This is a genomic window from Bacillus sp. J33 (genome assembly GCF_000518885.1).
Classification (GTDB): domain Bacteria; phylum Bacillota; class Bacilli; order Bacillales; family Cytobacillaceae; genus Cytobacillus.
This window is the reverse complement of sequence record NZ_JAEL01000006.1, coordinates 77,556-103,899: the sequence shown is the minus strand read 5'-3', so window position 1 is coordinate 103,899 and position 26,344 is coordinate 77,556. Positions and strand designations below refer to the sequence as shown.

Here is a 26,344-nt window from a genome sequence, read left to right as displayed (position 1 = left end):
TTCAAGTCTGTATTTTCTTTTTGAAGGTCCTTGTAGGGCTTTATTTCAGGGGACGTATTGCCACTCCCCACGAAACCCTTTTGACTCTTTTTCTTGTATGCATCAACCCAGTTCCTAATGGTTCCGACTGGAATATCTAGGTCTCTCGCTAATTGAGTTGCTTTTTTACCATCTTCTACGACCATTTGTGCAATCTGTATTTTGTATTCGAGATCAAAATGCTTCCCCATTTAGACACGTCCTTTAATTGTTCTTTGTTAATCATTATAACGAAAGTGTCAATTTACCGTGTCCGTTTTTTAGTCTAGCATCAAAACTATGGATTTAACGGCCAAAACCGGCTTTTTATCGGCCAAAGCAAAAAACCAGCCACAAAAGCTGGCTGGTTTTTAAAATATCTTATATTTTCATAACGCCGCCCGTGCTTGCATTGGTTACAAGCTTTGAGTAACGTGCCAGATAGCCTTTCTTAACCTTTGGCTCGAACCCTTTCCAATTGGCTTTGCGTTTTTCAAATTCTTCATCAGAAATCTCAAGGTTGATTGTGCGATTATTTAAATCAAGCTCAATAATGTCCCCGTCTTCTACAAAAGCAATGGGGCCGCCTTCTGCTGCTTCAGGAGATATATGCCCAATGCTGATCCCCCTTGAAGCACCGGAGAATCTGCCATCAGTAATCAGGCCGACTTTAGCACCAAGGCCGCGTCCGACAATCTGGGAGGTAGGCGCAAGCATTTCCGGCATACCCGGTCCTCCTTTAGGGCCTTCATACCGAATAACTACAACATGGCCTTCCTGCACTTTACCGGTGATGATGCCGGATAATGCCTCTTCCTGGGAATCAAAGCAAATAGCAGGCCCTCTATGATATCCGCCTACAGATTCGTCAACTGCCCCAACTTTAATGATAGAACCTTCCGGTGCAAGATTTCCAAATAAGACTGCCAGGCCTCCGCGCTCGGAATGAGGATTTTCCAGAGGACGGATTACATTTTCGTCCAATATTTCACAGCCTGCGACATTCTCGCGCAAAGGCTTGCCAGTTACCGTCAGACAATCTCCATTTAAAGCATCAGGCTTTTTCAGCAATTCATTAATGATCGCACTAACGCCGCCAGCATTATGAACATCTTCAATATGATAGTCCGACGCAGGCGCGATCTTTGCAAGATGCGGTACACGGTTTGCTATTTCATTAATTCGTTCAATTGAATAATCGATTTCAGCTTCATGTGCCAGGGCCAAGGTATGAAGGACTGTATTGGTAGAACCGCCCATCGCCATATCCAATGCAAATGCATTATCAATCGCATCAACTGTAACAATGTCGCGCGGCTTGATATCCTGTTTGATTAACTCCATTAACTGCTTTGCTGAGCGTTTGACAAACTCTTTTCTCTCTTCCGATACAGCCAGAATTGTACCATTACCCGGCAGAGCAAGACCTAAGCCTTCAGCAAGGCAATTCATAGAGTTCGCAGTGAACATTCCGGAGCATGACCCGCACGTTGGGCATGCAACTTGTTCTATTTCCTGCAGCCTTTGTTCATCGATTTTCCCAGATTCATATGCACCGACTCCCTCAAAAACAGAGCTTAAGGACAATGGCTTGCCGCTAGAGTCAACTCCTGCTTTCATTGGGCCTCCGCTTACAAAAACAGTAGGAATATTGACTCTCAGAGCGCCCATCATCATGCCGGGCGTAATTTTGTCGCAATTCGGGATACAGACCATGCCATCGAACCAGTGTGCAGACACAACCGTTTCAAGAGAGTCTGCAATGATCTCGCGGCTTGGAAGAGAATAACGCATTCCGATATGCCCCATGGCAATTCCATCATCTACCCCGATTGTATTAAATTCAAACGGAACACCGCCTGCTTCACGGATCGCTTCCTTAACAATTTTACCGAATTCCTGCAAATGAACATGCCCTGGAACAATATCTATATAGGAGTTGCACACTGCAATAAATGGCTTGCCGAAGTCTTCTTCCTTTACGCCTGCAGCACGCAATAAGCTTCGGTGCGGTGCGCGGTCCGTTCCTTTTTTGATCATGTCGCTTCTCATTTTTGAGTCAGTCATAGTAGTAAAACCTCCAATTTCAAAATCTGCTATTCTATTTTGCGGGAATGAAATAATGAACCTCCCAAATATTTTCTTTACAATATAGACTTTTTTTCTAATAATTTCAATAATTTTCACTAATTTAATATATTTTTTTACTTTAAAAGGGTAAAACTGCAATGTATATAAGAGATGTATTTAAAAAAGGGGCTACAAAATATTGGACGAAATTACGAAAATCCTAATCAAAACTCTCGGTAGTTTAGTTGATTAGAAAATTGGGGAGGTTTGGGAATACTACATCATCTTTAGCTTCCCTTCAGCCAGAAATCCAGAAAACAAGGGAACGGCCATTAACAAAAAAAACCGCTCGTGGCTGTTGCCCAATGAGCGGTCTTAATTATTTTTTATTCTTGTCCCTGCTTACGTGATTCAGTCATTTGCTTCCAGACCGAACCTTTTGCTTCTTCGCCATGTTCGATCCTTTCGATAGCCAGTTTAATCTGCATGCTGACTTCAAATTCAGAATCATCTTCAGCTTCTTTAAGGGCAGGCAGTGCACTTTCATCACCTGCTTCGTATAAAAACATGGCAGCTCGCCAGCGAACAAGCTTGCTGTTATCCTTCAATGCTTCCTTCATGGCGTCCATTGCTTCTTCAAAGCCTAAGTCAGACAAACAGTCTCCTGCAGTTCGTCTTACTGTTACGGTTTTATCCTTTAGTGCTTTATATAGCAGAGGCAATACTTTTTTATCTTCAATCATGCCAAGGTAAACAGTAGCCAGCCTTCTTATTGAAGCTTTTTCATCGTTCAGTGCTTTTTCCAGGACAGGGAGGTCTTCGGCAGTAGGATCATCCATTTGTTCGAGTTTTTGGTATCGAACCCGCCAATCAGGAGAATCCAGATCCCCGGCCTTAAGTTTTAGACGCGGGCGTGCATGCTTTTCCTCAGCTTTCTCTGGACTTTTAGCTATATGAACAAGTGTCTGGAGCCTTCCCTCAGGATAGGCAGCCATTAGCTCCTCCACAATATCATGGCCGACTTGGTCAAAGTCCCCGTACCGGACGCCAAATTCCTTCCACTTGCGGACCATGACAACATTATCCGCTGGATCTTGAGCCTCTGAAACAGCTGTAATAAAGTTTTCAGGCAATCCAAAGCGCTTTTCTTCCGTACCGTCAGTCAGCTTTACCTGCATAGGAATTCCTTTGTACATTTGGACAAAGACCTGCACTTCTCCAAAATGCTCATCGATGCCGTTCTCTTCGCCGCTTTCACTATCAATGTCTTCGCCAAAAGCAGAGCGGACTTTTGGAAGCAGTTCTTTCCAGTCATATTTGGCATTTCTTTCAACTGCTAAAAAGTCTGCAACGTGGTAAACACCTTTTACTCCTTCAATGGCAAGAATATCCAGAATAACCTTTGGAGCACCCTCGCTTTTGTCTTTTTTATAATTATTGCTTTTTCCCATTGGAAGTTCTTCGTCAAGAATTACCTTCATTGTATTGGGACTAGGAGTTGGTTCAATTGCTTTTATCTTCAAAAGTATCACCCTTTTTAATGTTTTCACGGTAGCAACTGGTCTTATTCTAACATAAGAAAATTCCCGAGGCATTTCATGCGCATTTCCATTTCTGTCCCTCATTGGCCTTTCAGATGGCGATATTAGCCCCCTTGTAGCTTTGTGCCTTAATGGCCCCCCTGCTTCGCATCTTTTGCTGGATACTGAATAATCATCCTAATTACAAATCTAACGAAGATAAATTGAATGTACTTTTGATAAACCTTGCGACTTCTCCTCCAATTAACCGAGTGCAAATTACGAATAAACCTAAACTCAGCCTTTCATAAATATATTCATGCTCTTTACTCAAAAATTGCTGTTTAATAAATTCTGCCCGTTGATTATACTTAGTTAGCCACCCGAAAAACAGCAAACATTACTAACAGCCAATATTAAAAACCCGAAGCGTTTGCCTCGGGTCCTATATCATTTATTCATTCTCAGCTGCTTCTGAAAGATAGCTCCATCTTTCAATTAAAAATTCAAGCTCTTCATTAAGTTTCGCTTCTTCCTCCATTAAGGCCTGCCCTTTTACAAAGTCACTGCCTATATTGGCCATTTCGGAAGCAATCTCTTCCAGCCGGCTTTCGACTGATTCAATCTTGCCATCAATCTCTTCCCATTCCTTTTTCTCTTTGTAACTCATTCTTTTCTTTTTAGGCTTTGTTTCCTTCGGCATCTCTGGAACTGATGGGCTTTTATGAACCGGCTTTGAACTTTCTTTTTCAAGAAATTCGCTGTAGTTTCCATAAAAAGAATCGACTATACCTTCACCTTTTAAGACAAGAAGCTGATCGGCAACTTTATCAAGGAAATACCTGTCATGGGACACTGTTATAACGACTCCAGGGAAATCGTCTAAATAATCCTCTAAAACCGTCAGTGTTTGGGTATCAAGATTATTCGTTGGCTCATCAAGGAGCAGTACGTTTGGCTCTGACATTAAAATTTTTAACAAGTAAAGCCTGCGTTTTTCCCCGCCAGACAGTTTTCGGATCGGGGTGCCATGTGTAAACGAAGGGAAAAGAAAGCGTTCCAGCATTTGGGCAGCCGATATCGTTTTTCCATCAGACGTTTCCACTACTTGGGCTGTTTCCTTAAGGTATTCAATCATGCGCTTATTTTCATCCATGTCTTCGCTTTCCTGCGTGTAGTAAGCAATTTTTACGGTCTGCCCGATAATGCGCTCACCCGAATCAAGCGGAATTTTTCCTGCCAGTATATTCAGCAGTGTAGATTTCCCGGTTCCGTTCCGTCCGATAATTCCTATCCTGTCCCCTGGTTTCACCAAGAGGCTGAACTTATCCAAAATGACCTGGCTGCCATATTTCTTCGAAGCATTTTCCAGTTCAAAGACTTGTTTTCCAAGACGGCTTCCGCTTAAGGACATATCAAGCTTTTCAGAAGTTTTAACATTTGCAAGCTGGCTATCAAGAGATTCGAACCGCTGGATTCTGGCTTTTTGTTTCGTTGTTCGTGCTTTTGCCCCTCTTCTGATCCATTCAAGTTCCCTTCTGAAAAGGTTTTTCTGCTTTTCTATGGTTGCAGCTTCATTTTCTTCTCTAATTGCCTTTGCTTCCAAAAAGGCAGCATAATTGCCTTTATAGCTGTAAAGACTGCCGCCTTCAAGTTCAAACATCCTATTTGTCACCCGGTCAAGGAAGTAACGGTCATGGGTAACGAGCAAAAGCGCACCCCTGTACCGCCCCAGATAATCTTCTAGCCACTTGACAGATTCAAAGTCCAGATGGTTTGTAGGCTCGTCCAGAATGAGTAAATCTGGTGACTGGATCAGTACCTGAGCTAGAGCCACCCGCTTCTTCTGTCCGCCGGATAGCTCTCCAATTTTTTTGCTGAAATCTTCAATTCCAAGCTTTGTGAGAATCGTTTTCGCATCTGTATTCACTTCCCAGGCATCCAATGTATCCATTCTTTTCTGGAGCTCAAAAAGCTTTTCCTGTATGGCTGGATCTTCTGGGCTTTCACTAAGCTGCATCAGGGTCAATTCATATTCTCTCTGCAGAACAAGGACCGGGGCATCCCCTGCAAAAACCTGCTCAAGCACTGTTAGTTCATAATCAAGCTCAGGCTGTTGGGCTGAATAAGAAATTGTGTAGTCCTTTGGGGTGACAATTTCGCCTGAATCAGGCTGGTCAACTCCGGCAATCACCTTCAACAAGGAGGATTTCCCCGTTCCGTTTACACCGATGAGACCTACCCTTTCTTTTTCAGCGATTGTAAAAGAAATGTTATTAAAAAGTTCTTTTTCTCCATATGTTTTTGTGACATTCTCCACAGAGATCATTTTCATGCTTGACCATTCCATTCTTTATAAAATTGCTGTAAAAACTGCTCCATAAATTGGTGCCGGTCTTCCGCCATTTTTATTGCTGTTTCTGTATTCAGTCTATCTTTCAGCTTTAACAGTTTTTCATAAAAATGATTGATAGATGTTGACTTTCCATTCCTGTACTCGGCTTCAGTCATTTTATTTCTGGCTGCCATATCCGGATCATAAATCGCCTGGCCTTTTTTGCCTCCGTAGGCAAAAGCTCTGGCTATCCCCACAGCACCAATCGCATCCAGCCTGTCTGCATCCTGGACAATTTCGGCTTCTTCGCTTAAAAGCCTGGTATTTTTCCCGCCTTTGAAGGAAATTGAATAAATAATTTCCTTGATTTTATTTATGATACCTTCTTGAATTCCCAAGGTCTGCAGGAACTCAGAAAGCTTCCTTTCGCCTTCCTCTTTCGAAGGATTTAGTTTTTCATCGGGAATATCATGTAGCAAAGCTGCCATTTCAATCATAAATGAATCGCCTTTTTGCTCTTTTTCGGCTATATATAATGCATTTTTGCGTACCCGTTCAATATGATGCCAATCATGTCCGGTTGAATCTTCTCCTAAGGCATCGCGAACAAAATTTTCTGTTATATGTATGATTTTTTCATCCATTAATCTCCACCTGCTTTCAAACTCCACTGTCCATTTTAACATTAGTCGGGAAAAAGAAACATTGGCAAGGTTATTCCATGTTCCAAACCTTTAGGCTGTTTATTTCCGCCTCCGTTTTCTGAAAAAAAGGAACTTAACAGAGAAAACGCCAAAACTAATAAATATTATATTTAGCGAACAATCATGAGAATTAACGAATAAAACAATTATTTTAGTATTCTGCATACAAAAGCCTGGTCCAAGTAACCATTTTTAAATGATTTCTTGAGCCAGGCCCTTTGAAACTGCTTTATAAAGCTTAATCCAAACCATTTAGCCAGCTTATTCCGAGTGTATGTTCACCTGCATGGACACCAATTGTTGCCCCCAAAGAATAGCAGCCGAACTGGATATTTGGGAATTCTTCCTCCAGCTCTTCCTTCCAGCTATCTGCTTCTTCAGGATGCAATCCATACAGAATAAATACCTCTTTCAGCGGTTTCTTTTCATGTGCGCTCCTTAGCAGCTGGACAATTTTGTCTTTTGCCTTTTTCTCGCTTCGGGCTTTCTCCTTGACACTTAATTCTCCATCATGCACAGAGATAATCGGTTTTACATTCAGCATGCTTCCAAGGAAAAATTGAACCCCTGACATCCTTCCGCTTCGGTGAAGCTGTTCCAGGCTTCCGATCAAAACATATGTCTCTCCTGTGTCCCGCAGCATCTCAAGATTATTGTTTATTTCCTCCACTTCCAAGCCTGATTCTGCCCATTCCATTCCTTTTAACATCATTCTGGTTAATGGATATGAGAGGATCTTTGAGTCAACACTATACACCGGTATGTCAACAAGCTGTGATGCCTGTTCACTCGAAGAAACGGTTCCGCTTAGCTTGGAAGATACCAGGACGGCAATGATCACATCATAGTTTTCCTGCAGCTTTTCGTATAAATCCCGAAAAGCCCCTATCGATGGCTGAGATGTTTTTGGAGCAGTATCCAGAGTCTTTAAACGTGCATATAGCTCCTCAGGTGTTAAATCAACTCCGTCGGTAAACTCTTTTCCATCCATAATGATGGTCATCGGAATTTGGTATAAATCAGGATGATTTTTCAATTCGTCATTTAAAAATGCGGTGCTGTCGGTTACCCAAGCAATTTTAGCCATTTAAACCGCCCCCTTTTTTAGTAATTTATTCGTGCATGTATGTAAATTAGACTGCTTGAAAGGCTGGCAGTGAAGGATTTCATTCACCCCAGCCTTAAGTCTTTATGCCAGGTAAGCCCTAATCTTTGGGAACACCCTTAAAGCGGTATTGTAAAAAACATCTTCATGGTGTTCCTCCGGGATTAACCCTTTTATAAATTCAATATAAGGCCCAACCGGCGCAAGCGGCCAATCCGTTCCAAACAGCAATTTATCATATGAATCTGCAAAAACGAGGGCATGCCTGAGATGATCCAAAAACCTTCCTTCACTGCGTTTCTTCAATTCTTTTTCCGTTCCAACAATCAAGCCTGATAAATCGGCATAGACATTTGGATTTTTATAAATGATTTCAGCTCCTGTCAGTGTCCATGGATCTCCAAAATGAGCCATCATGAAAGTTACATTTCGGTGTTTAACTGCCACTTCGTCAATTGCCAAAGGGTGTGAATACTTCAGCAATCCCCTTTCAGAATATGTGTCACCGGTATGAAAAACGACCGGGACACTGTATTTTTCTGCAAGGGCATAAACAGGCTCATATACCTGATCATAAGCATAGAAGGGATAATAGCCTAGATATATCTTAATCCCTACTACGTTAGGTTTCTGAAGGTCAAGTTCCAGTCTATGAAGCGCCTCTTCATTTAAATCGTACGGATTTATGCCAGGGCAGCAAACGATATCAGCAGGTATTTTATCTGCCAAGTCAAGCCCCATAGGTGTCCTGGCCCCGCAGTCCGGAAAGCCCATTTGATCTGTTTCCGTAAGACCCATTGCAATGCTTAGAACTACATTTGCGCTTTGGAACTCTACCTGGTGCCCATTATATGAATAATCAACTAAAGACAGCTTATCTGCTGTATGGTGAAATGATTTAATATCAGAAAAGTGAATATGTGCATCTATGACTTTCATGGATTCTCCTTTTAGCTGAATTCTAGATTATGCAGACTTTTTAGGGTTGTTCCCATTAAACTTCTTTCGTCAAATAGGATGTATCCTGGTTTGGCCAAAAGGCCTGATTTCCTCTCAGAAATAATCCGAAAGGCTTCCTTATTCATATAAGCTCCCTGAAGTTCGCTATCTTTGCTCCCCGCCACATACATTTTCTCAGGAGAACGGCAGCTGGAAATATGAGCATCATCTAACTTCAAAAAGAATTGCTCTTCCATTCCAGCCTGATAGCGTGACTCTTCACCTTTGTCACGGACTGTGAGAGTTAGATTTGATATTGATCCTGCTGACAAAAATAAATCTGAGATCCATCTTTCATTTGTTAAAATCTTTCCCCCAGTATGCTCTATTTTTACCCAGTGGGCAAGGACTGGAACCCCTGGCAATAGCGCAAAGTACTGTGTATACTCCAGCCCTTTCCATAGGGAATGATGGGTAACCTTCGTCCGGATTGCCAGCGCAGTCCATTCATTTCCAAACGAATCTTTAAGACTCGTAAATTCAGCAGTGGATTTCTCTTTTAATAAGGAAAACACACTCATTTGCGATGGCATGGTTTTCATCCCGCCAGCCCAAGGATTCCACCACCCTTTGGCAATTATCTTAGGGTAGGAAGTATCAAGCCACTCCCGCTCCTGATAGGAAAGTGAAAATAGTCCAGGATAAAATTCAGGTGATGCTTTCAGACGAAGGATGCCGTTATCCAGCATATAAACCTGGTCGTCTCCCTGCTTTTTCGTAGAAGTGCTTACATCACCCTCAGGTACTAGAAGAAGATCCTTTAGCTGCTTTTTCTCACTGTCAATGCTTGTGTCAGCCTTTACGATCGTTAGCGGCATTGTTCCCCTTATAGGCAAATAACCTGTGAACACCTTAATCTCTTCTTCCCTGCTGAAACTTGCGGATTGTTTCTTTTCATTATTTAGATAAAGATCCATGGTGCCATCCAAATAGCTTGAACGATGAGTTTTCAAGCTGACCTTGACTGTTCCGGCATCAGCAGCTACAGGATTGCCTCCATTTACAATCAAAGCTTTTTCATTCTGCACAGTTTTGACTTCTTTATCAGCTGTCCCATTGGCAAACGCCCGCATTTGTTCCCATGTTTGAAAAGCGCCAACTGATAAATATGCAGGTTCTAATACAACTTGTTCACCTGGTTCAAGGCTGCCTGCATCCTGCTCATAATAAAATTGCCACCCATCAGGGTTAGCCTTTGCATTTTTCGGCCAGCAGAATCCAATTGGTTCACCATCATGCTTAGAGAAATACCAATTTTCAGTCATGCTGCTTGCTGAAACCTCTCCGAATTCCAACCCTTTGACTTCTGAAAATTCCACAATTTCATTACCAAGCGGAAAAATGGTATGCTGCTTTTCATGATACAGCGGCTGGTTAAAGGAGAGATTCTCATATTTTGCTTCTCCTTGGTTGTTCAGTTCAGCCCATGTTTTTATAATCCCTTCACCATATAAGGACGTATATAGGGTTAAAAAAATTCCCGGGAAGCCTTTTGACCTGAAAACCAATTTGAAAGTAATTGCAGAATCATCAATGAACCACTCTGCCTGTTCTGGCTTAGCCTTCGAAAACTCCGTTGAATAAGGCTTGCCAAGCTTAGGAACGAAAAACGCAAATGGCTGGTCAACATTTTCATTCCGGCCTGCTGTTATTCTATAATCCCATTTCCGGATATTCACCTGACAGATTCCATTGCAAATATGCCAAAAATCTTTTGACTCTCCCCCGAACCTCTGTCCAAAACTTTTAAGGGCCACACCTGCTGCACTGCTGTTAAAGGATAGCTCGGAGCCATCACTCTTCCTGGCTTTTATAGCAATCTCCGGATTGTAAAAACCATACTTCCTTACTTTAAATGGGATCTTGAGAAGCTTTCGTTCATTCTTTAATAGTTCTAGAATGAATTCCTGCTTTTTTAATTCAGCATGTTCATCTTCCGCAATAAATAAGCGGAAGCAGGCATCCTCTTTAAGACTATTTTCCACTTCAAGCTCCAGTTCCGCTTCCTGGTGTAAAAACCTGAGATTTCCCTTGGAAACTCCCGTGATTTTTGCGGGCTGCATTGGTTTCAAACCGAGGCGCAGCACACACTCTTTGCCATCCAGCCAAACTTTAACCGCTAATGAAGGATGCGTTTTCCAGACACTTGGTTCTTCTCCTTCATGGATCATTAATTTCCCATTTATAATAACGTCACTCTCAACAAGCATTTCATGTACAAAATCTGCTTCAACCCTGCCTTGATTGTCTCCTTCCGCCCTAAGCGAAACGGGATTTCCCGTTTTATTGACAACCTTCAGCTTGAAATTTCGGGTTTCATTTTCGATTGCTTCATGGTCATCCATGAAGAGTTCAAGAGAATACTTTTCCGTTTCAATTAAACTAATTCCCCTGCCTGTTCTTTCAAATCTTACCCGCGCAGATGTTTTTTCGTTTTCCCATTCATACTCATAAAAAGTAAAACCATTTTCTTTGATTCCATCAGGCTTCACCTGAATTTCCCTTACACTATGATTATACCAATCTATTTTTTCCAGAATCGGCCTGAGAAGCGGAGTTTGATGGACAGCAGGGATAAAATTCATTAGATGTGTAGTTTCATCCCTTTCCTCCCAGAAAAAACCGCATTTTTTATAGAGCGGTACTGCCTTCACATTGCCTGGCCATGTATATAAATCAAGGCGCGGCCAGCCCAATTCAATTGTTTTTTGGAGTGCTTTCAGCACAAGCATTTTTCCAATTTTCCGGCCATGGTAATCCGGCCTTACATTTAGAAGGGGAATATATAAAGAGCCGGTATCTTCCTTGTATTCGGATAATCCGCAATAACCTACTACCTCTTCTCCATCCAACACTAAAAACAAATCAATATTGCCATTATTCGCTTCCTTCGTTTTTACCTGTTCTTCAGTCATAACGCTGGTATCTCCCCCCCAGCTATCACGGCTAAGATTCCACATTTTTGCGATTCCAGCTGCAAGGCCCTCATGATACTCGGCAATTCTAATTTTGTCCGTACCTTGGATCATCATTTGTCCTCCTGACTAGGTTACGTCTTGTCTTTCCTCTTTACATCCCTTACTGACACATACCTTTTTAACCATTTTGTTCTCCTCCTTAATGTATTATTAGGAACGTTTTACCATTCCTTCTTAATCGTATTAGGTGCAGTTAATATTGTAAATATAGTTTTGAATTTTCCGTCCGTTTTTGGTTAAAAAATGCCTTGCTCCATTAGAGAGCAAGGCAACATTTTCGGGGACTTATCTATATCTAATTTTATTTAATGCTTGCAAGGAAATCATCATGTAGTTGATCATCTCGGTTAGATCATCTATCTGTTCTTCGTATACAAGACGATTAAATAGTATTACAGCTTCTGCTTGCACTGTGTTATCCATACTCTCCGGGTCATATTTCACTATTTGTTTTATCGTCCGGTCACTTCCCCAAATCTCCTGCAAAATTTCACGATTTTCCTTAATAAGCTGAGAATCATTCTTTAGATCCATTGCAAATTTCACCGATACATGGCACCCAGCCAGCTTTTCAGAACGCCCTTCAGGCGATAGCTCAGCCGCCAAATTTTCAAGGCCTGCCTCCATTGTAAACGTGCAGAAAATATCCTCCCGCTCATCAACAATATCGGTAAAAGCAATCTCATATCGCCGGGCCATTTTAGCAGAATTTATGATATCATTCCGGTCAATAATTCTAATCTCACCGTTAAGATCCCGATCATAAAAGCCGCCTTCCATCACAACCTTCATATTTTCAAAAGCTGTAGGATCAAACATGGGCAGAACCTCCCCTAATCGAAAAGCGCAAGCGCCTTGCCCAAAGCGAAACCCAGACTAAAAACGCCACGTCCTGTAGCAACGTCTGCATGACCTTCTTCCTGTGGCCTCAAGCACAAGGCGAACCTCTCGCAGAAGGTATTCTTTACCTTTCTGAGAGGCTGGCTTGTCACCTATAGGGCAGCGCTGGAGCTTGACAGTTATCGAATTTAAAAATTATACATTCTATTCTTAAAATAAACCAAGTGCATTTCCATCCTCATCTACATCCATGTTCATGGCCGCAGGGACTTTAGGCAGTCCAGGCATTGTCATGACATCCCCGGTAAGGGCGACAATGAATCCTGCACCAATAGAAGCCTTCAGCTCCCTAATGGTGATAGTAAAGTCTGACGGCCGTCCCAGCTTTGCCGGATCATCGGATAAAGAATACTGTGTTTTAGCCATACAAATCGGCAGATTGCCCCAGCCATGGCTTTCAAAGTCTTTTATTTGCTTTTTTGCTTTAGTTGAATACTCAACTTTATCCGCACCATAAACCTTTTGGGCTATTGTTTGAATTTTTTCTTCGAGCGGAAGGGATAAATCATACAGATGATTGAAATTATTTTCTTTCTCCTCTAAAATCTCCAGAAGCTTCTCAGCCAGCTCAACGCCGCCTTCTCCGCCTTTTTTCCAAACCTCAGTTAGAGCAACAGGAATGCCGGCCTGGCTGCAAAGATCTTTTAATACATTCACTTCATTTTCGCTGTCAGATATAAATCGGTTAATAGCAACTATGTATGGAAGCCCAAAGCTTTCAATGGTCTCTACATGCTTCTTTAAGTTGGCGAACCCTGCCGTGAGAGCATCTGTATCTTCTTTGCCAAGCTCTGTTTTTGGTAAGCCGCCATGCATTTTTAGTGCTCGAATTGTGGCTACTATAACTACGGCTTCAGGATCAATGCCTTCTGTTCTGGCTTTTATATTCAGAAACTTTTCAGCGCCAAGATCTGCGCCGAATCCCGCTTCTGTAACAACATAATCAGCCAGCTTAGATGCAGCTGCTGTGGCAATCACACTATTGCAGCCATGAGCAATATTTGCAAACGGACCGCCATGGACTAATGCGGGCGTATGCTCAATCGTTTGAACCAAATTTGGTTTTACTGCTTCTTTTAACAGCAAAGTAAGTGCGCCTTCTACACCAAGGTCTGCCACTGTTACCGGCTGTTTGGCGAAATTATAGGCAATAACCATTTTTCCGAGTCGTTCTTTTAGGTTTTGGAGATCGGAAGCAAGGCATAAAACAGCCATAATTTCCGAAGCAACCGTAATATCAAAACCATCCTCACGCGGAATCCCCTGTACAGGCCCACCCAGTCCAATCACTACTTTTCTTAAAGCCCGGTCATTCAAATCCATTGCTCGCTTCCATACAATTCTTCTCTGGTCGATGTTCAGCTGATTGCCCTGCTGCAAGTGGTTATCGATCAGGGCCGCCAGGGCGTTATTAGCTGTAGTAATGGCGTGAAGATCACCTGTAAAGTGCAGGTTTATATCTTCCATCGGCAGGACTTGCGAGTATCCGCCTCCAGTTGCTCCTCCCTTAATCCCCATTGTTGGCCCAAGCGAAGGCTCTCTCATGGCAACCATGGCCTTTTTTCCGAGCCTGTTAAAAGCATCGCCAAGGCCAACCGTTACGGTTGATTTTCCTTCCCCGGCCGGTGTTGGATTTATGGAAGTAACCAGGATTAATTTTCCGCTTTTCTTCGTTCTTAATTTTTTTAAAGTCTCTGTTGATAATTTTGCTTTATACTTTCCGAATAGCTCGATATCCTCGCCAGTGAGCCCGAGTTTCTCGGCAATTTCAGCGATAGGTTTCATTGTTGATGCTTGAGCGATTTCGATGTCTGATTTCACAACCGGTTTCACATTCATTTTTATCCCCCTGAAATCCAATATGTATAGGTTCTTACAGATATATTGTACCATTCCTGGGTCAGTTACTAATCAGTTGTTTTTGATATTTTTAGATTTTCACGTACTAAAGCATTGATACAATTTTGAATCGTCATTATAATAAGTTTAATTGAAATTTTGTCAGGGAGATGATCATTTGCCAATTAAAATTCCTAAGCTGCTTCCTGCCAGGGAAATCTTAGAAGAAGAAAATATTTTCGTGATGGATGAGGACCGGGCTAAAAACCAGGATATCCGCCCTTTAAATATTTTGATCTTAAATTTGATGCCTGAAAAGGAAAAAACCGAAGCTCACCTTTTAAGGCTTTTAGGGAACACACCGCTTCAGGTAAACATCTCATTTTTAAAGACTGCTACCCATCAGTCAAAAAATACGAGCCCTATGCATTTGGAGCAGTTTTATACCACCTTTTCCAAGGTTAAGAATCGCAAGTTTGATGGTATGATTATTACGGGAGCACCTGTAGAGCTTCTTGACTTTGAACATGTGGATTATTGGGAAGAACTTACCGGAATCATGGAGTGGACAAAAACAAATGTTACCTCTACCCTGCATATTTGCTGGGGTGCCCAAGCCGCATTGTTTTACCACTTTGGAATAGGCAAATACGAACTGCCGGAAAAATGCTCAGGCATTTATGAACACGAGGTTCTTGACAGAACCGAGAAGCTGCTTAGAGGCTTTGATGATATCTTCTCGGCTCCTCATTCTCGCCATACCGATGTCTATAAAGAGGAATTGCTCCAGCATCCGGAAATCAAACTGCTTTCAGCCTCAGAAGAAGCAGGTCCTTTTATCATGAGTGCAAATGCCGGCAAGCAAATCATGATTACCGGCCATTTGGAATATGAAGCAACCACTCTTGCAGAAGAATTCACAAGAGATAGAAGCAGAGGCTTGCAGGTGCCTCTGCCGAAATACTATTTTCCGAATGACGATCCAGAAAGAAAGCCATATAATAAATGGCGTTCACACGCTCATTTATTATTTTCAAACTGGCTGAATTACTATGTTTACCAGGAAACACCTTTTGAATGGGATTAATATTGAACCCGGTATTGCCGGGTTTTTTACTTTGGATTATTTGCACTTAATTTGATGAAAATCGCACTATAATTAATAAATCGCAGATAAAACAAGAATTTTTACCGCGAAAATCACCATACTTGTATGCCGGCATCAAAAAACCGGTTTTAAAGAGGCTTCCCTCTCTAAAACCGGCCTGTCTTACGACTGCTGTGCGTAATATACTTCTTCAAATGGCTGAACAACGACGAAGCCGTTGCCTGAAAATTTCATTTGGATTGATTCGCCGCTCCCTCTTCCAAGGAAGGTTTTAAATGAAACGTCTGTTACAAACTCCGGCTCCAATGTTCCTGACCATGCAACCGTTGCATTCGGATCTGTGAATACTGGGTTATCAGGTGTTACCATAAGTGTGAGCGGTTCATAATGGGAGGTAATGGCAATCATTCCGGATCCTTCTAGACGGACGTTGAATAATCCGCCAGCAAGCATTCCTGCCATCCTTTTCATGAGCTTAATATCCCAATTAATCGAAGGCTCGAAAGCAAGCAAGTCATTGCCATTTACAAATATGGCATCTCCATTGAGATTCAAGATAGATATCTTCTTCCCCTGGTCAGCAAGATATAATTTTCCGTTCCCTGTTGCTTTCATCAAGGATGTTCCTTCACCAGTAAGTGCCTTTTTAAACATTTTGCCTAAACCATGCTCCAAAATCCCTTCGCGCTCAAACTTTATCTGTCCCCGGTAAGAAACCATGCCTCCTGCTTTTGCCCAAACTTGATTGGTTAAATTAATTTCTAGCATTCTTGGTGTTTCAAGTTCAAATAGTCCTTCACCTTTATCCTGCTGTTTTGTCTGATTTACAAACTCTTCGATTGAGTAACGGCTCATTCTTCAACCATTCCTTCCTGTTTTTTATGTTCCAGCATGAAAACCCACATAAAAGAGAGTGCCTGTTTCAGATCAACTGTCAGTGAACCTTTTGAAAGCTGTTCAGATGCTTTTTTATAAACACCTAATTCAGTAATTTTAGTCCATCCATTTTCTGCGGCAAGCTGCTCAAATTCCCATGGCATCATCGTATTGCATATTACTTGTTCTTTATATAGGCGGCGATAACTGTTTACACGCGGTGCTGCAGTTGGTCCAAGAATACCGATGCATGCCTTTCCCCCAGGCTTAATTATTCGATTCATTTCTTCCAATACATCAAGCGGGCTTTCTGTCCATTCAAGCGAATTGATGGCAAGTACAGCATCAGCCGAATTCTCCTTAAACGGCAGACGGGAAATATCAGCCTTTATAAATTCCGCACGAGTATCGGCATTCAGTTCTTTAGCTTTATGTATCATTTCTTCGGAAACATCGACACCCATAACCTGATAGCCAGCCATAGCAAGCTTATATGATCCATAGCCATCCCCGCATCCCAGATCACATACCATTAATCCTTTTTCAACATGCTTCTCAAAAAAAGAAATGATATCTTTTCGGCTTCCTTGTTCCCACATTTCACGGCTCTTTGAATTCCACGATTCCGAATTATTATCCCAAAGCTTCTCTGCTTCAGCGGACCAGTTAAACGTATTCATTCCATCCCTCCGTCTTTATTTACGACTGATACAACAAAAGGTTCCCAATATTTTAAATTCGCTGCAGGCTTTAAAAACCCTTTGATTATAAATTCTTAAAAGTGTCAACAATACTCTTAGATATTTGAATAAAGGAGAGGTTTCCATGAACGGCGAACAGCTTGTGGCAGTCCACCGAAACCATAACGGGGAGGTTATTTCATTTCAGACTTCGGAAGGGCGGATCATTTCCTATCGAAAAGCTCTGCAGGAGGCCGAAAATGGATTGATTGATGGTATTCGAATTACTGAAGGAGAAGACGGGTTGATGTACCTGAATCCAGCTGAAGTTTCATCTTTTGATGAATTTCCAAGCTTCTATTAGAACTCTTGAAGCAAAAAAAACCTGACCGCGGTCAGGTTTTTATTGTTCTTCTTCATTTTTGCGCTGGATTTCTCTTAAAATTTCAATTCGGTTTTCATCCTCTTCAAAAAACTGAACTAAATCGCCAACACGGTCGATCGCATCCCAGCTCAGATGATGTTCGATTCCTTCCACATCTTCATAAATATTTTCTTCTTTTACTCCAATGATGCGAAGGAGCTGCTCAAGAAGTTCATGGCGGTATACAAGCCTTTTCCCGATTTTTTTGCCCTTTGGCGTCAAAATCAGCCCCCTGTATTTTTCATAAACCAGGTACTCATCTTTATCAAGCTTTTGGACCATTTTTGTTACAGAAGAAGGATGTACAGACAGTGCCTCTGCAATGTCAGAAACCCTGGCATAGCCCTTATCTTCAATCAACATATATATTTGTTCAATATAATCTTCCATACTTGGTGTTGGCATAACGCAACCTCCTGCCACTGAGAAAAGCGCAAGCGCCTTGCCCACCCCCGACAAGCACAAGTCAATCCTCTCGGGAAGGTGTTCTTTGCCTTCTTGAGAGGATTGGCTTGTGACCTCGAGGGGGTAGGCGCTGGAGCTAGACAGTTTTCGAAGTTTATAATCTGCTTTTAATAAATATAAGACTTAAACGATTTTACTACAGTTGGGAAACGGAGACAAGGCGATATGTCACAGAAAGATAAATTTAGGCCTTTTGCGGGAAGACAAACTTAATCCTGTTTTCTTGTACGTCCCATGATAATTTAGCAGAAAAGGTTTTGTCTTTTCCTTTGCTTGTAAAGCCATCTACCAATTCTGTCTCTCCATCTTTTAACAGCTGCTTAAGGAGTTTTTGTGTAATGGATTTTCCCATTATTTTTTTGGATATGGTGAAGCCGCATTTCGTTTTATTGTAATTGGAGCAGCCGTAAAAACTTCCTTTGTCAACAATTTTCCCATCACAGAGCTTGCATTTCCCCAGGCTTGCGGCTCTTTTCTGCTTAAACTTGCCTGGTGTAAATCCTTCTTTATCTTCCTCAGAAAATGTCCAATTTCCTGCATTATTAATAGAGGCATCAATTAGATGGGCAACCATTTTATTTGTTTGCTCCATAAACTGTTTTGGGGAAGCTGTTCCATCTGATATATCCTTTAGCCGCTGCTCCCATTTTGCAGTCATTTCCGGCGAAGCCAGGATTTCAGATCCAATGGCCTCTATCAGGATATTTGCTTTTGGATTTGCATAAACAAGATTCTTTTTTATATCAATATATTTACGGTCTTTTAGCATTGTAATAATGCCTGCCCGTGTTGCTTCTGTTCCCAGGCCTTCCGTTTTCATTAATACTTTTTCAAGCTCTTTATCTTCGATCTGCTTTCCGGCTGTTTTCATCAGAGTAATTAGCTGTCCTTCTGTATAGCGTTTTGGCGGCTGCGTTTTGCTTTCCTTTACATCAGCCTTTACTACTTTACCTTTATCGCCGGCCTGCAATGAAGGCAAAACAGGTTCATTCTCCTTTTCCTGCTGAGGAATCACTTTTCTCCAGCCTTCTTCAAGCTGCACCTTACCCTTTGATAAAAATGCCGCTCTGCCGTCAACAAGCGTCTTAATGGTTGTATATTCCGTTACAGCTTTTCCATAATGGGCTGCTATTAAGCTTCTCGTGATAAGATCATAAAGTGTTTTTTCATCCGAAGATAGCTTTTGAAGATCAGGTACCTGCTCAGTAGGAATAATTGCATAGTGGTCTGTTACCTTTTTATCATTCACATACCGTTTATGGTGCATAATTGAGCTGACCGGCAAGGGAAAGAGATCCTTGTACTCTTCCTTCGCTTCTATTTTTCTGAGAATTTCGGGGAACATTTCCGCTTCCCCTTCTGTTACATGTCTTGAATCAGAACGGGGATAGGAGACAATCCCTTTTTGATAAAGCTTTTGCAGGACATCCAGTGTCTTTTTTGGGGGAAATTTGTATCTCCGGTTGGCATCAGCCTGCAATGCTGATAAATTATATAGCATTGGCGGCATAAACTCTTTAGTTTCTGCCTGAACATCCTCTACTTGAGCATCCTTATTTTTGCAAAAAGCAGCTATCTTTTCAGCCAGCTCTTTCGTCTTAATTCTTGTTTCCCCATCATTTTCCCACTTGCCTGCATATTTTTTTCCGTCCATATTAAACTGGGCTGTAACCTCCCAAAATGGTTCGGATACGAAATTTTGAATTTCTTTTTCTCTCTTTACAATTAAGGCCAATGTTGGTGTCTGAACCCTCCCTACTGAAAAAACATCTGAAAAGCCCTGCTGCTGAAGAAGCAGGCTATAAAGGCGGGATGCATTCATACCAACGACCCAGTCAGCACAAGCTCTCGTGTAAGCTTCAAAATAGAGGTTTCTAGTTTCGCTTTCGTCAAGTAATGCAAGGAATCCTTCTCTGATTGCATTTTGTGTTAATGATGAGATCCACAGCCTTTTCATCGGCAATCTTGATCCTGTTAGCCTTAAAATATTTCGGATAATAAGCTCACCCTCACGCCCAGCATCGCCAGCATGGATAACTTCGGTGAGATCTGGATTTGAGAGAAGCTGTTTTATGATATTAAATTGTTTTGCCTTATCTTTTGTGACTTCATATTGGAATTGCTCAGGGACGATAGGCAAGGAGCCAAGCGACCACTTTTTCCATTCACTATCATATTTTTCAGGAGCGGAAAGCTGGCAAAGATGGCCTACAGCCCAAGTTACATACGCTCCTTCGGGAAAGATATCATTCGCGAAAATTTCAATATACCCCTGATGTTTCTTCATTTTAAAAATAGAAGCCAGCGTTAATCCCTGGTCGGGTTTCTCTGCTATAATCAGTTTCATAATGCAGCTCCCTTAATAGAACAAAATATAGATATCTATTTTAATATTAACCTAAAAAATTAGCAAAGAGAGAACAAATCCCTTTAAATATATAAATTTATTATTAAACATATTTCCAAATCATTTATGCTATTAAAATAGGATACAAAAAGGAAGAACCCTGCAATGGGATTCTTCCTTTTTTGCTTATCTTTTTAGTATAAAGCTTGTTAAAGCAGGTACTTCTATTGTGTTAGAATGATGCACCTCTAATGTTTTCACTCCTGCTCGATTTCCATCTGCAAGCAGATGCCATGGCCCACTTTCCGGAAGCTTGATTTCTACAGGCTCTTCATTGGCATTATGGATAACAACAAGATCTTTCGCTTTGTCCTTTAAAGCTCCTGCATCAAGACTGTATGCTACCGTATTTTTCGGAGCTTCAAGAAACTCAAGGTTTTCCTTAATATCTTCTGCTGTCGTCATTCTAAATGACTTGTAATGCTTGCGAAGAGTGATAAGACCTTTAAAATAGTCAACTTCTTTGTTAAAATCAGCACGGCGGTCCCAGTCGAGCTGATTGATGCTATCTGGGGACTTGTAGCTGTTATGGTCACCGTATTTTGTACGCATGAATTCCTGTCCCGCATGGATAAAGCTTACGCCCTGAGATGTGAGAATAATGGAAGATGCCAACTTATGCATTTTCCTTCTTTCTTCTTCTGGCGCTTCAGGATTTGTTAGTTCAAGCTTATCCCATAGCGTGTGGTTATCATGTGCCTCAACATAGGTAACTGCTTGTTCAGGATCCTTGTAAGTGGCCATTGCATCAGGATAATTCATGCCTGCTGCAATCCCCTGCTTAATGAAGTTTTCCATTCCTTCTTTACCATTTACAAAACCTTTATCAAGTTCATTAAATACACTGCCTTTGAGACCATCGCGGATACCATCATTGAAATGGCCAATGCCTGGCATATCTTCAGCATTTTTCTGGTTAGCTTTCATTTCAGCATCCAAAGGGGTGTTTAGATCCCATCCCTCTCCTATGATAACAATGGAAGGATCAATTTTATCCAGCACACTCCTTACTGCATTCATTGTTTCAGTGTCATGGATCCCCATCAAATCAAAGCGAAATCCATCCAGATTATATTCCTCCGCCCAATAGGCAACAGAGTCGACAATAAACTTTCGAACCATTTTTCTTTCCGAAGCTGTATCATTGCCAACGCCTGTGCCATTTGCAAGTGTTCCATCTTCGTTATATCGGAAGTAATAGCCTGGAACAAGCTTATGGAAGCTTGACTCGCTGACAGCAAACACATGATTGTAAACAACATCCATAACAGCCCTTAGCTGCTGATTGTGCAGTTCCTGAATCATTGTCTTCAATTCTATAATTCTTGCAGCCGGATTATAAGGATCAGTAGAGTACGAGCCTTCAGGCACATTGTAGTTTTTTGGATCATACCCCCAATTGAATTGAGGTTCATCAAGTTTTGTTTCATCCACTGTACGATAATCATAGATTGGCAGGAATTGAACATGTGTCACTCCCAGATCCTTAATATGATTTAAGCCGGTTTTAACCCCGCCTGAATTGACAGTACTTTTCTCCGCCACTCCGAGAAATTTTCCCTTGTTTTTAATCCCGCTGTCTTCATGAATGGATAAATCTCTGACATGGACTTCATAAATAATAGAATCCTCTGGGTTTGTTAGATTTGGCTTGCGCTTGTTCCAGTTATCCGGATTGGTGGAATCCATATCCATCACAACTCCCCTGTCGCCATTCACTGTGACAGCACGTACATATGGATCTGTTGCTTCCGTCCAGGTTCCGCCAATTTTAACTTTATAATTATATATTAACCCATTCTGATCTCCAGGCAGGACGGTTGACCATGTCCCTTTTTCTCCTTTTTCAAGGGGCAGCTCTTCACCCGTCTTGTCATCCCAGCTATCATACATAACCAATACTGCTTCACTTGCAGTAGGAGCCCATACTCTAAAGGATGTCTCATCCTTGGTATACTGGTTGCCAAGTTCGCCATCATAATAGAATGCCTCATCAAATTCTTTTGACCTGACAATATTTCCAATTGTAACAATAGCTTCACCAAACGATTTCATAGAAACCCGATATGTCTGGCTGAAATCCAGTTGATTTTCAGTTAACACTTTTACCTTATTGGTAACATCTATTTCTTCATTCCCGTCATAAGGAACAACTCCTTTTATTTCTGTATTTTCAATTTCTAATTGAGAATGCCAATTCCTCCAATCAAAAGGAAAATTGGTTTCAATGGTAATCTGCTTAAAACCGTCCATGGAAGCCTGTACAATCCTTGGATTGGTGTCAATATAGGCTGGGTTATAATAGATACGTTCTGTTCCCTGGACAACCCAGACTTCAGCATTTCCCTGTTCATCGAATTTGGTTATGAAACGGTCTCCAAATTCCTTGCTGGCCCATTCATTTTCTTCTGAGCTTTTTCTTATAATGAATCCTGCCTTTTTCATCCCTTCAGGATCCTCAAGCTCAAATTCAGCAACTTTTCCAAAATCGTCTTCTGCTGTGAAGTCGACTCTTTTGCCATCTTTTCCGTCTGGCCAGGCCCATAAGTTCCAACCATCATAATTTCCGTCATACCGAAAGTAATGAAGCGTAACTTTGACTTTTTCAAACTCTGGAAAGTCCCTGTACTCCCCGTCTGGAGGAGATGTGTATGTAGATTCGTCGCCTGCTTTTACCCATACTTCGTCATCGCCGCTTTGGACATCAATAAAGCGGTCTCCGCCATCCTTTTCCCAGCTGTCCGTACGTACAATAAATCCAACTTTTTCATAGATTCCCTGCAGTTTAATCTCGGCAACAAGACCAAACTCATCTTCGCCTGTGAACTCAAATACCTGACCTTCTCCGCCTTCGGGCCATACCCATAAATTCCAGTCCTTCGTATTGCCTTCAGCAGGCTGATAATGAATAGTGACACTAGTTGCAGCACTGTTTGCTGCTGTGCCTTCAGCGGATGCAATCGTTTGCATAAATGGGGATAAAAAATTGCCTGCGGCCATAATAACTGCTATGGCCAGGAACATAAACTGTTTAAGCTCCTTCACCTTTGACCCTCCTCTTATAGTTATAATACATTCTACATATATATCTTAAACTATCAGGGAAAGCGCTTGCATAAGGCTAAAGACTCAGTGTTTTTAAACCTATTCATTAATAAAAAAATCGGCTTCCGCCGATCAATCTTTTTTATAACGTTTTATTGTAAGGTTTTTTTGAATGTACCATTTACTTTCCGGGACAATGTTGGAAACAGTTAAAATCATGGAAGGGATTTTTTCAACATTAAATACAATTATTCCTAATTGGTCATTCATAATAATAAATGAATCTCCGTGAGAAAAACTTGGCAGATCACTCCCTAGCTGAAGAATAGAACTGATGATAGCCTGCTTTTCTTCTGCTTCAATTTCAACATTAGGCGAAAACCTCAAAATCCAATCTTGATTCTGAATGGAAAAACGGTACATTTTCTCACCCTTTAATAAACAAGATAATTAATAATTAATATGAAAAATACAAGTCTTTATGAATGTAAAAATAGAAGAACTCTTAAATAGAGAATAAAATTTCAAATATTTAAAATATTTTATTGTTTTTTGTAAAAAAGCGCTTGTATTCCTTGACGGAAAGTGCCCATTCGTGTATATTATAATCATCATTTAACAGAATATATTTCCGTTATTTCAAAAAATATCTGCTCTATGTTTTGTTAGGTGGTAATATTCATCTAAGGCACCTGAAAGTGTCTTGAAAGGCTTAGGAGGAAAAGTAAACATGCAAAACGGTAAAGTAAAATGGTTCAATAACGAAAAAGGTTTCGGTTTTATCGAAGTTGAAGGCGGAGACGATGTATTCGTACACTTCACTGCTATCCAAGGCGAAGGATTCAAATCTTTAGAAGAAGGCCAAGAAGTTTCTTTTGAAATCGTTGAAGGAAACCGCGGACCTCAAGCTGCAAACGTTGTAAAACTTTAATTTTTATATAACGATAATTAGGCTGGCATCTGCCAGCCTTTTATTTATGTCTGCCGCTGCCTTAGGTCATGACAGCTTGTTTCCAATGGATTTGATCTTTTCACCGACTGTACATTCTGTAATGCAAAATCGATGGGCATATCTGCGGCCTTTTTCTTCTTTATGATGTTTATGAAGGAAACAGTCTTTGCAATAGCTGGCCATCAGCTCCTCCACTTCATTGAATATTTCCTTTCTGCTCAAAACTTTTCACGCCTTCCTTATTCAATTAAATCACCTGCATTCTGCTATTAATGAACTTCCCTTGGAGCGCCTGCCCCGCCAGTTTATCTGCTTCTTTGTTCTCGCTGCGCGGAATAGGTGTATATCTTGGATGGATGCCAAGTTTTTTTATCTTTTCTTCAATCCGGTCAAGCCAGCGATTAAGATTTTCTTCATAACAAGGCCATTCACCTTCAAGCTGCTTCAGTACCACTTGGGAATCACCTTTGAATTCACAGGTCATATGATGAACACCCATTTCTTCAAGAAGATTGAGCGTGAAATAAATGGCGGCATATTCTGCCTCGTTGTTATTGTCCATTTCATCAAAGAGCTCATTTGACCTCACACGGTATTTTTTCTTACCCTGCTTATAGTAAATTACGGCTCCAAGCCCTGCCTGGTTTGTTTCTTTATTAAACCCGCCATCAAAAAATATGGTAATATCATGCGGATCCTCTTCAACTTCAGTTAACAGCTTTTTCATTTCCTTTGTGCTCCAGGAAGTCCCGATTTCATCATAGTAGGTTACATCTTTTCCTTTCCCAGACTTTTCGATGTCCTCTCCAACCTTCAATGCCAATTCACTGTCGATCCAATCCGAAGCAAAAAGAATATCTTCATTTCCTTTAAGTATATATTTCCACTCCACTTTATATTTCATGTTTTTCAGCCTTTCTGTACTTTTTTAGCTGGTCTCTTTATTAGAACTGTTTGCAATCGTTGAATTTCTTATTCTTCACTCATACTGGTGCTGCCTGAGTATATTTCAAGGTATAATGGTCAATGACATTTACATAAACATTGCGGTTCGGAAACTCCCGCATGATCAAAACTAGGAGGAAAACAATGTTTAATGAATGGTTTGGATTATTCTTTGCTATTGTCAATTTTATATTAGTTCTGGCTATGTACCGTCTTTTTGGAAAGACAGGTTTATTTGTGTGGATTGGTTTTTCAACTGTTATGGCAAATCTTCAAGTCGTTAAAACCATTGAAATGTTCGGCCTGACTGCCACACTGGGAAATGCCATGTATGGCACTGCTTTTCTGGTTACGGATATTCTGAATGAAAAGTACGGAAAAGATGAAGCCAAAAAAGCAGTTTGGCTTGGGTTCTTTACACTTTTGGCAATGACCTTAATCATGCAGATGGTGCTGCTATTTAAACCGCATGAATCAGATTTCGCCCAAGAAGCCCTTAGCACTATTTTTTCTATCCTTCCACGGATTGCAGCCGGAAGTCTGGCTGCCTATTTAGCCAGCCAGCTGACTGATGTTTATATTTTCAGCTTTCTGAAAAAGAAATTTCCAAAAGAGAACCAGTTTTGGATCAGAAACAATGGCAGCACTTTAATCAGCCAGCTTTTGGATACATTGATCTTTACAAGCATTGCTTTTCTGGGCGTATTTCCAATTGAAGATTGGGTTCAAATCTTCTTTACAACCTATATTCTTAAATCTCTTATAGCCTTACTGGATACCCCATTTGGATATATTGCTAAACGATTCCCAATAAAATAAGAACAGATAGATAAGGCTGCCACATTGGTATCCTTTTTCTGCTTACTGAGTGAATGTTATGATAAACTACATTTAGTTTGTCCAACTGAAGTGCCAAATAAAGTGAATACCCGGCTCTTTAACATTATAAATTGAAAAAGATCAGGAGGCAGTGC

At 41.1% G+C, this 26,344-nt stretch carries 22 protein-coding genes; 4 read left to right on the top strand and 18 right to left on the bottom strand.

The window, feature by feature from the left end:
* The 10 genes from L634_RS0102970 to L634_RS0102925 form a co-directional block, all read right to left on the bottom strand.
* The coding region (locus tag L634_RS0102970; protein ID WP_026581164.1) for a transposase at window positions 1–230 on the bottom strand (230 nt) is incomplete at its 3' end.
* A gap of 169 nt (window positions 231–399) precedes the next feature.
* Window positions 400–2,085 carry a dihydroxy-acid dehydratase gene (ilvD, locus tag L634_RS0102965; RefSeq protein ID WP_026581163.1) on the bottom strand — a complete coding sequence of 562 codons (1,686 nt, stop codon included), beginning with the start codon at window positions 2,083–2,085 and terminating at the stop codon, window positions 400–402.
* 389 nt (window positions 2,086–2,474) lie between these two features.
* On the bottom strand, window positions 2,475–3,611 hold the full coding sequence (locus L634_RS0102960) for a conserved virulence factor C family protein (protein WP_026581162.1): 1,137 nt from the start codon (window positions 3,609–3,611) through the stop codon (window positions 2,475–2,477).
* A gap of 451 nt (window positions 3,612–4,062) precedes the next feature.
* A complete protein-coding gene (locus L634_RS0102955) occupies window positions 4,063–5,943 on the bottom strand; it encodes an ABC-F family ATP-binding cassette domain-containing protein (RefSeq protein ID WP_026581161.1) in 1,881 nt (626 codons plus the stop codon).
* A complete protein-coding gene (locus L634_RS0102950; RefSeq protein WP_026581160.1) occupies window positions 5,940–6,587 on the bottom strand; it encodes an HD domain-containing protein in 648 nt (215 codons plus the stop codon). The genes L634_RS0102955 and L634_RS0102950 overlap by 4 nt, the downstream gene beginning before the upstream one ends.
* Before the next feature lie 298 nt (window positions 6,588–6,885).
* Entirely contained in the window at window positions 6,886–7,734 is an 849-nt protein-coding gene (locus L634_RS0102945; RefSeq protein WP_026581159.1) for a DegV family protein, read from the bottom strand.
* A 102-nt stretch (window positions 7,735–7,836) separates the two neighbouring features.
* Window positions 7,837–8,691 (bottom strand): amidohydrolase family protein, encoded by an 855-nt coding sequence (locus tag L634_RS0102940; protein ID WP_026581158.1) that lies wholly within the window; start codon window positions 8,689–8,691, stop codon window positions 7,837–7,839.
* An 11-nt stretch (window positions 8,692–8,702) separates the two neighbouring features.
* Window positions 8,703–11,783 (bottom strand): GNAT family N-acetyltransferase, encoded by a 3,081-nt coding sequence (locus L634_RS0102935; RefSeq protein ID WP_232233690.1) that lies wholly within the window; start codon window positions 11,781–11,783, stop codon window positions 8,703–8,705.
* Window positions 11,784–12,014: 231 nt separating this feature from the next.
* Complete coding sequence (locus L634_RS0102930) at window positions 12,015–12,548, bottom strand: hypothetical protein (protein WP_026581156.1); 534 nt, start codon at window positions 12,546–12,548, stop codon at window positions 12,015–12,017.
* 231 nt (window positions 12,549–12,779) lie between these two features.
* Entirely contained in the window at window positions 12,780–14,468 is a 1,689-nt protein-coding gene (locus L634_RS0102925; protein WP_026581155.1) for a formate--tetrahydrofolate ligase, read from the bottom strand.
* Window positions 14,469–14,646: 178 nt separating this feature from the next.
* On the opposite strand from L634_RS0102925, the gene metA reads away from it, so the two are divergent.
* Complete coding sequence (gene metA / locus L634_RS0102920) at window positions 14,647–15,555, top strand: homoserine O-acetyltransferase MetA (RefSeq protein WP_026581154.1); 909 nt, start codon at window positions 14,647–14,649, stop codon at window positions 15,553–15,555.
* A 183-nt stretch (window positions 15,556–15,738) separates the two neighbouring features.
* On the opposite strand, the gene L634_RS0102915 is transcribed toward metA, so the two are convergent.
* Both L634_RS0102915 and L634_RS0102910 read right to left on the bottom strand, forming a co-directional pair.
* Complete coding sequence (locus tag L634_RS0102915; protein WP_026581153.1) at window positions 15,739–16,431, bottom strand: AIM24 family protein; 693 nt, start codon at window positions 16,429–16,431, stop codon at window positions 15,739–15,741.
* On the bottom strand, window positions 16,428–17,132 hold the full coding sequence (locus L634_RS0102910; RefSeq protein WP_026581152.1) for a class I SAM-dependent methyltransferase: 705 nt from the start codon (window positions 17,130–17,132) through the stop codon (window positions 16,428–16,430). Before L634_RS0102910 ends, L634_RS0102915 begins: the two co-directional genes overlap by 4 nt.
* A 145-nt stretch (window positions 17,133–17,277) precedes the next feature.
* Between L634_RS0102910 and L634_RS0102905 the strand changes: the two genes are divergently transcribed.
* Window positions 17,278–17,496: a DUF3892 domain-containing protein gene (locus tag L634_RS0102905; RefSeq protein WP_026581151.1), complete on the top strand. Its 219-nt coding sequence runs from the start codon at window positions 17,278–17,280 to the stop codon at window positions 17,494–17,496.
* A 39-nt stretch (window positions 17,497–17,535) separates the two neighbouring features.
* Here the strand turns inward: L634_RS0102905 and mntR are convergent, their stop codons facing one another.
* The 4 genes from mntR to L634_RS0102885 all read right to left on the bottom strand — a co-directional run bounded on the left by mntR (window position 17,536) and on the right by L634_RS0102885 (window position 23,896).
* The gene (gene mntR / locus L634_RS0102900; RefSeq protein WP_026581150.1) at window positions 17,536–17,961 is read right to left on the bottom strand and encodes a transcriptional regulator MntR; all 426 of its coding nucleotides are present in this window, start codon (window positions 17,959–17,961) and stop codon (window positions 17,536–17,538) included.
* Between the two features lie 244 nt (window positions 17,962–18,205).
* Entirely contained in the window at window positions 18,206–20,368 is a 2,163-nt protein-coding gene (locus L634_RS0102895) for a DNA topoisomerase III (RefSeq protein WP_026581149.1), read from the bottom strand.
* A gap of 186 nt (window positions 20,369–20,554) precedes the next feature.
* Window positions 20,555–23,452 carry a type I pullulanase gene (pulA, locus tag L634_RS0102890; RefSeq protein WP_442852679.1) on the bottom strand — a complete coding sequence of 966 codons (2,898 nt, stop codon included), beginning with the start codon at window positions 23,450–23,452 and terminating at the stop codon, window positions 20,555–20,557.
* 153 nt (window positions 23,453–23,605) lie between these two features.
* Complete coding sequence (locus L634_RS0102885) at window positions 23,606–23,896, bottom strand: hypothetical protein (protein ID WP_026581147.1); 291 nt, start codon at window positions 23,894–23,896, stop codon at window positions 23,606–23,608.
* A 307-nt stretch (window positions 23,897–24,203) separates the two neighbouring features.
* Between L634_RS0102885 and cspD the strand changes: the two genes are divergently transcribed.
* Window positions 24,204–24,404, top strand: a complete 201-nt coding sequence (gene cspD / locus L634_RS0102880; protein ID WP_009332654.1) for a cold-shock protein CspD — start codon at window positions 24,204–24,206, stop codon at window positions 24,402–24,404.
* A 66-nt stretch (window positions 24,405–24,470) separates the two neighbouring features.
* Here cspD and L634_RS32430 read toward each other — a convergent pair whose 3' ends face one another.
* Both L634_RS32430 and L634_RS0102870 read right to left on the bottom strand, forming a co-directional pair.
* Entirely contained in the window at window positions 24,471–24,647 is a 177-nt protein-coding gene (locus L634_RS32430) for a zinc-finger domain-containing protein (RefSeq protein WP_084028808.1), read from the bottom strand.
* A gap of 25 nt (window positions 24,648–24,672) precedes the next feature.
* Complete coding sequence (locus L634_RS0102870) at window positions 24,673–25,329, bottom strand: reverse transcriptase-like protein (protein WP_026581146.1); 657 nt, start codon at window positions 25,327–25,329, stop codon at window positions 24,673–24,675.
* 185 nt (window positions 25,330–25,514) lie between these two features.
* Here L634_RS0102870 and L634_RS0102865 point away from each other — a divergent pair, with 185 nt between their 5' ends.
* A complete protein-coding gene (locus tag L634_RS0102865) occupies window positions 25,515–26,189 on the top strand; it encodes a queuosine precursor transporter (RefSeq protein ID WP_026581145.1) in 675 nt (224 codons plus the stop codon).
* Window positions 26,190–26,344 lie beyond the last annotated feature (155 nt).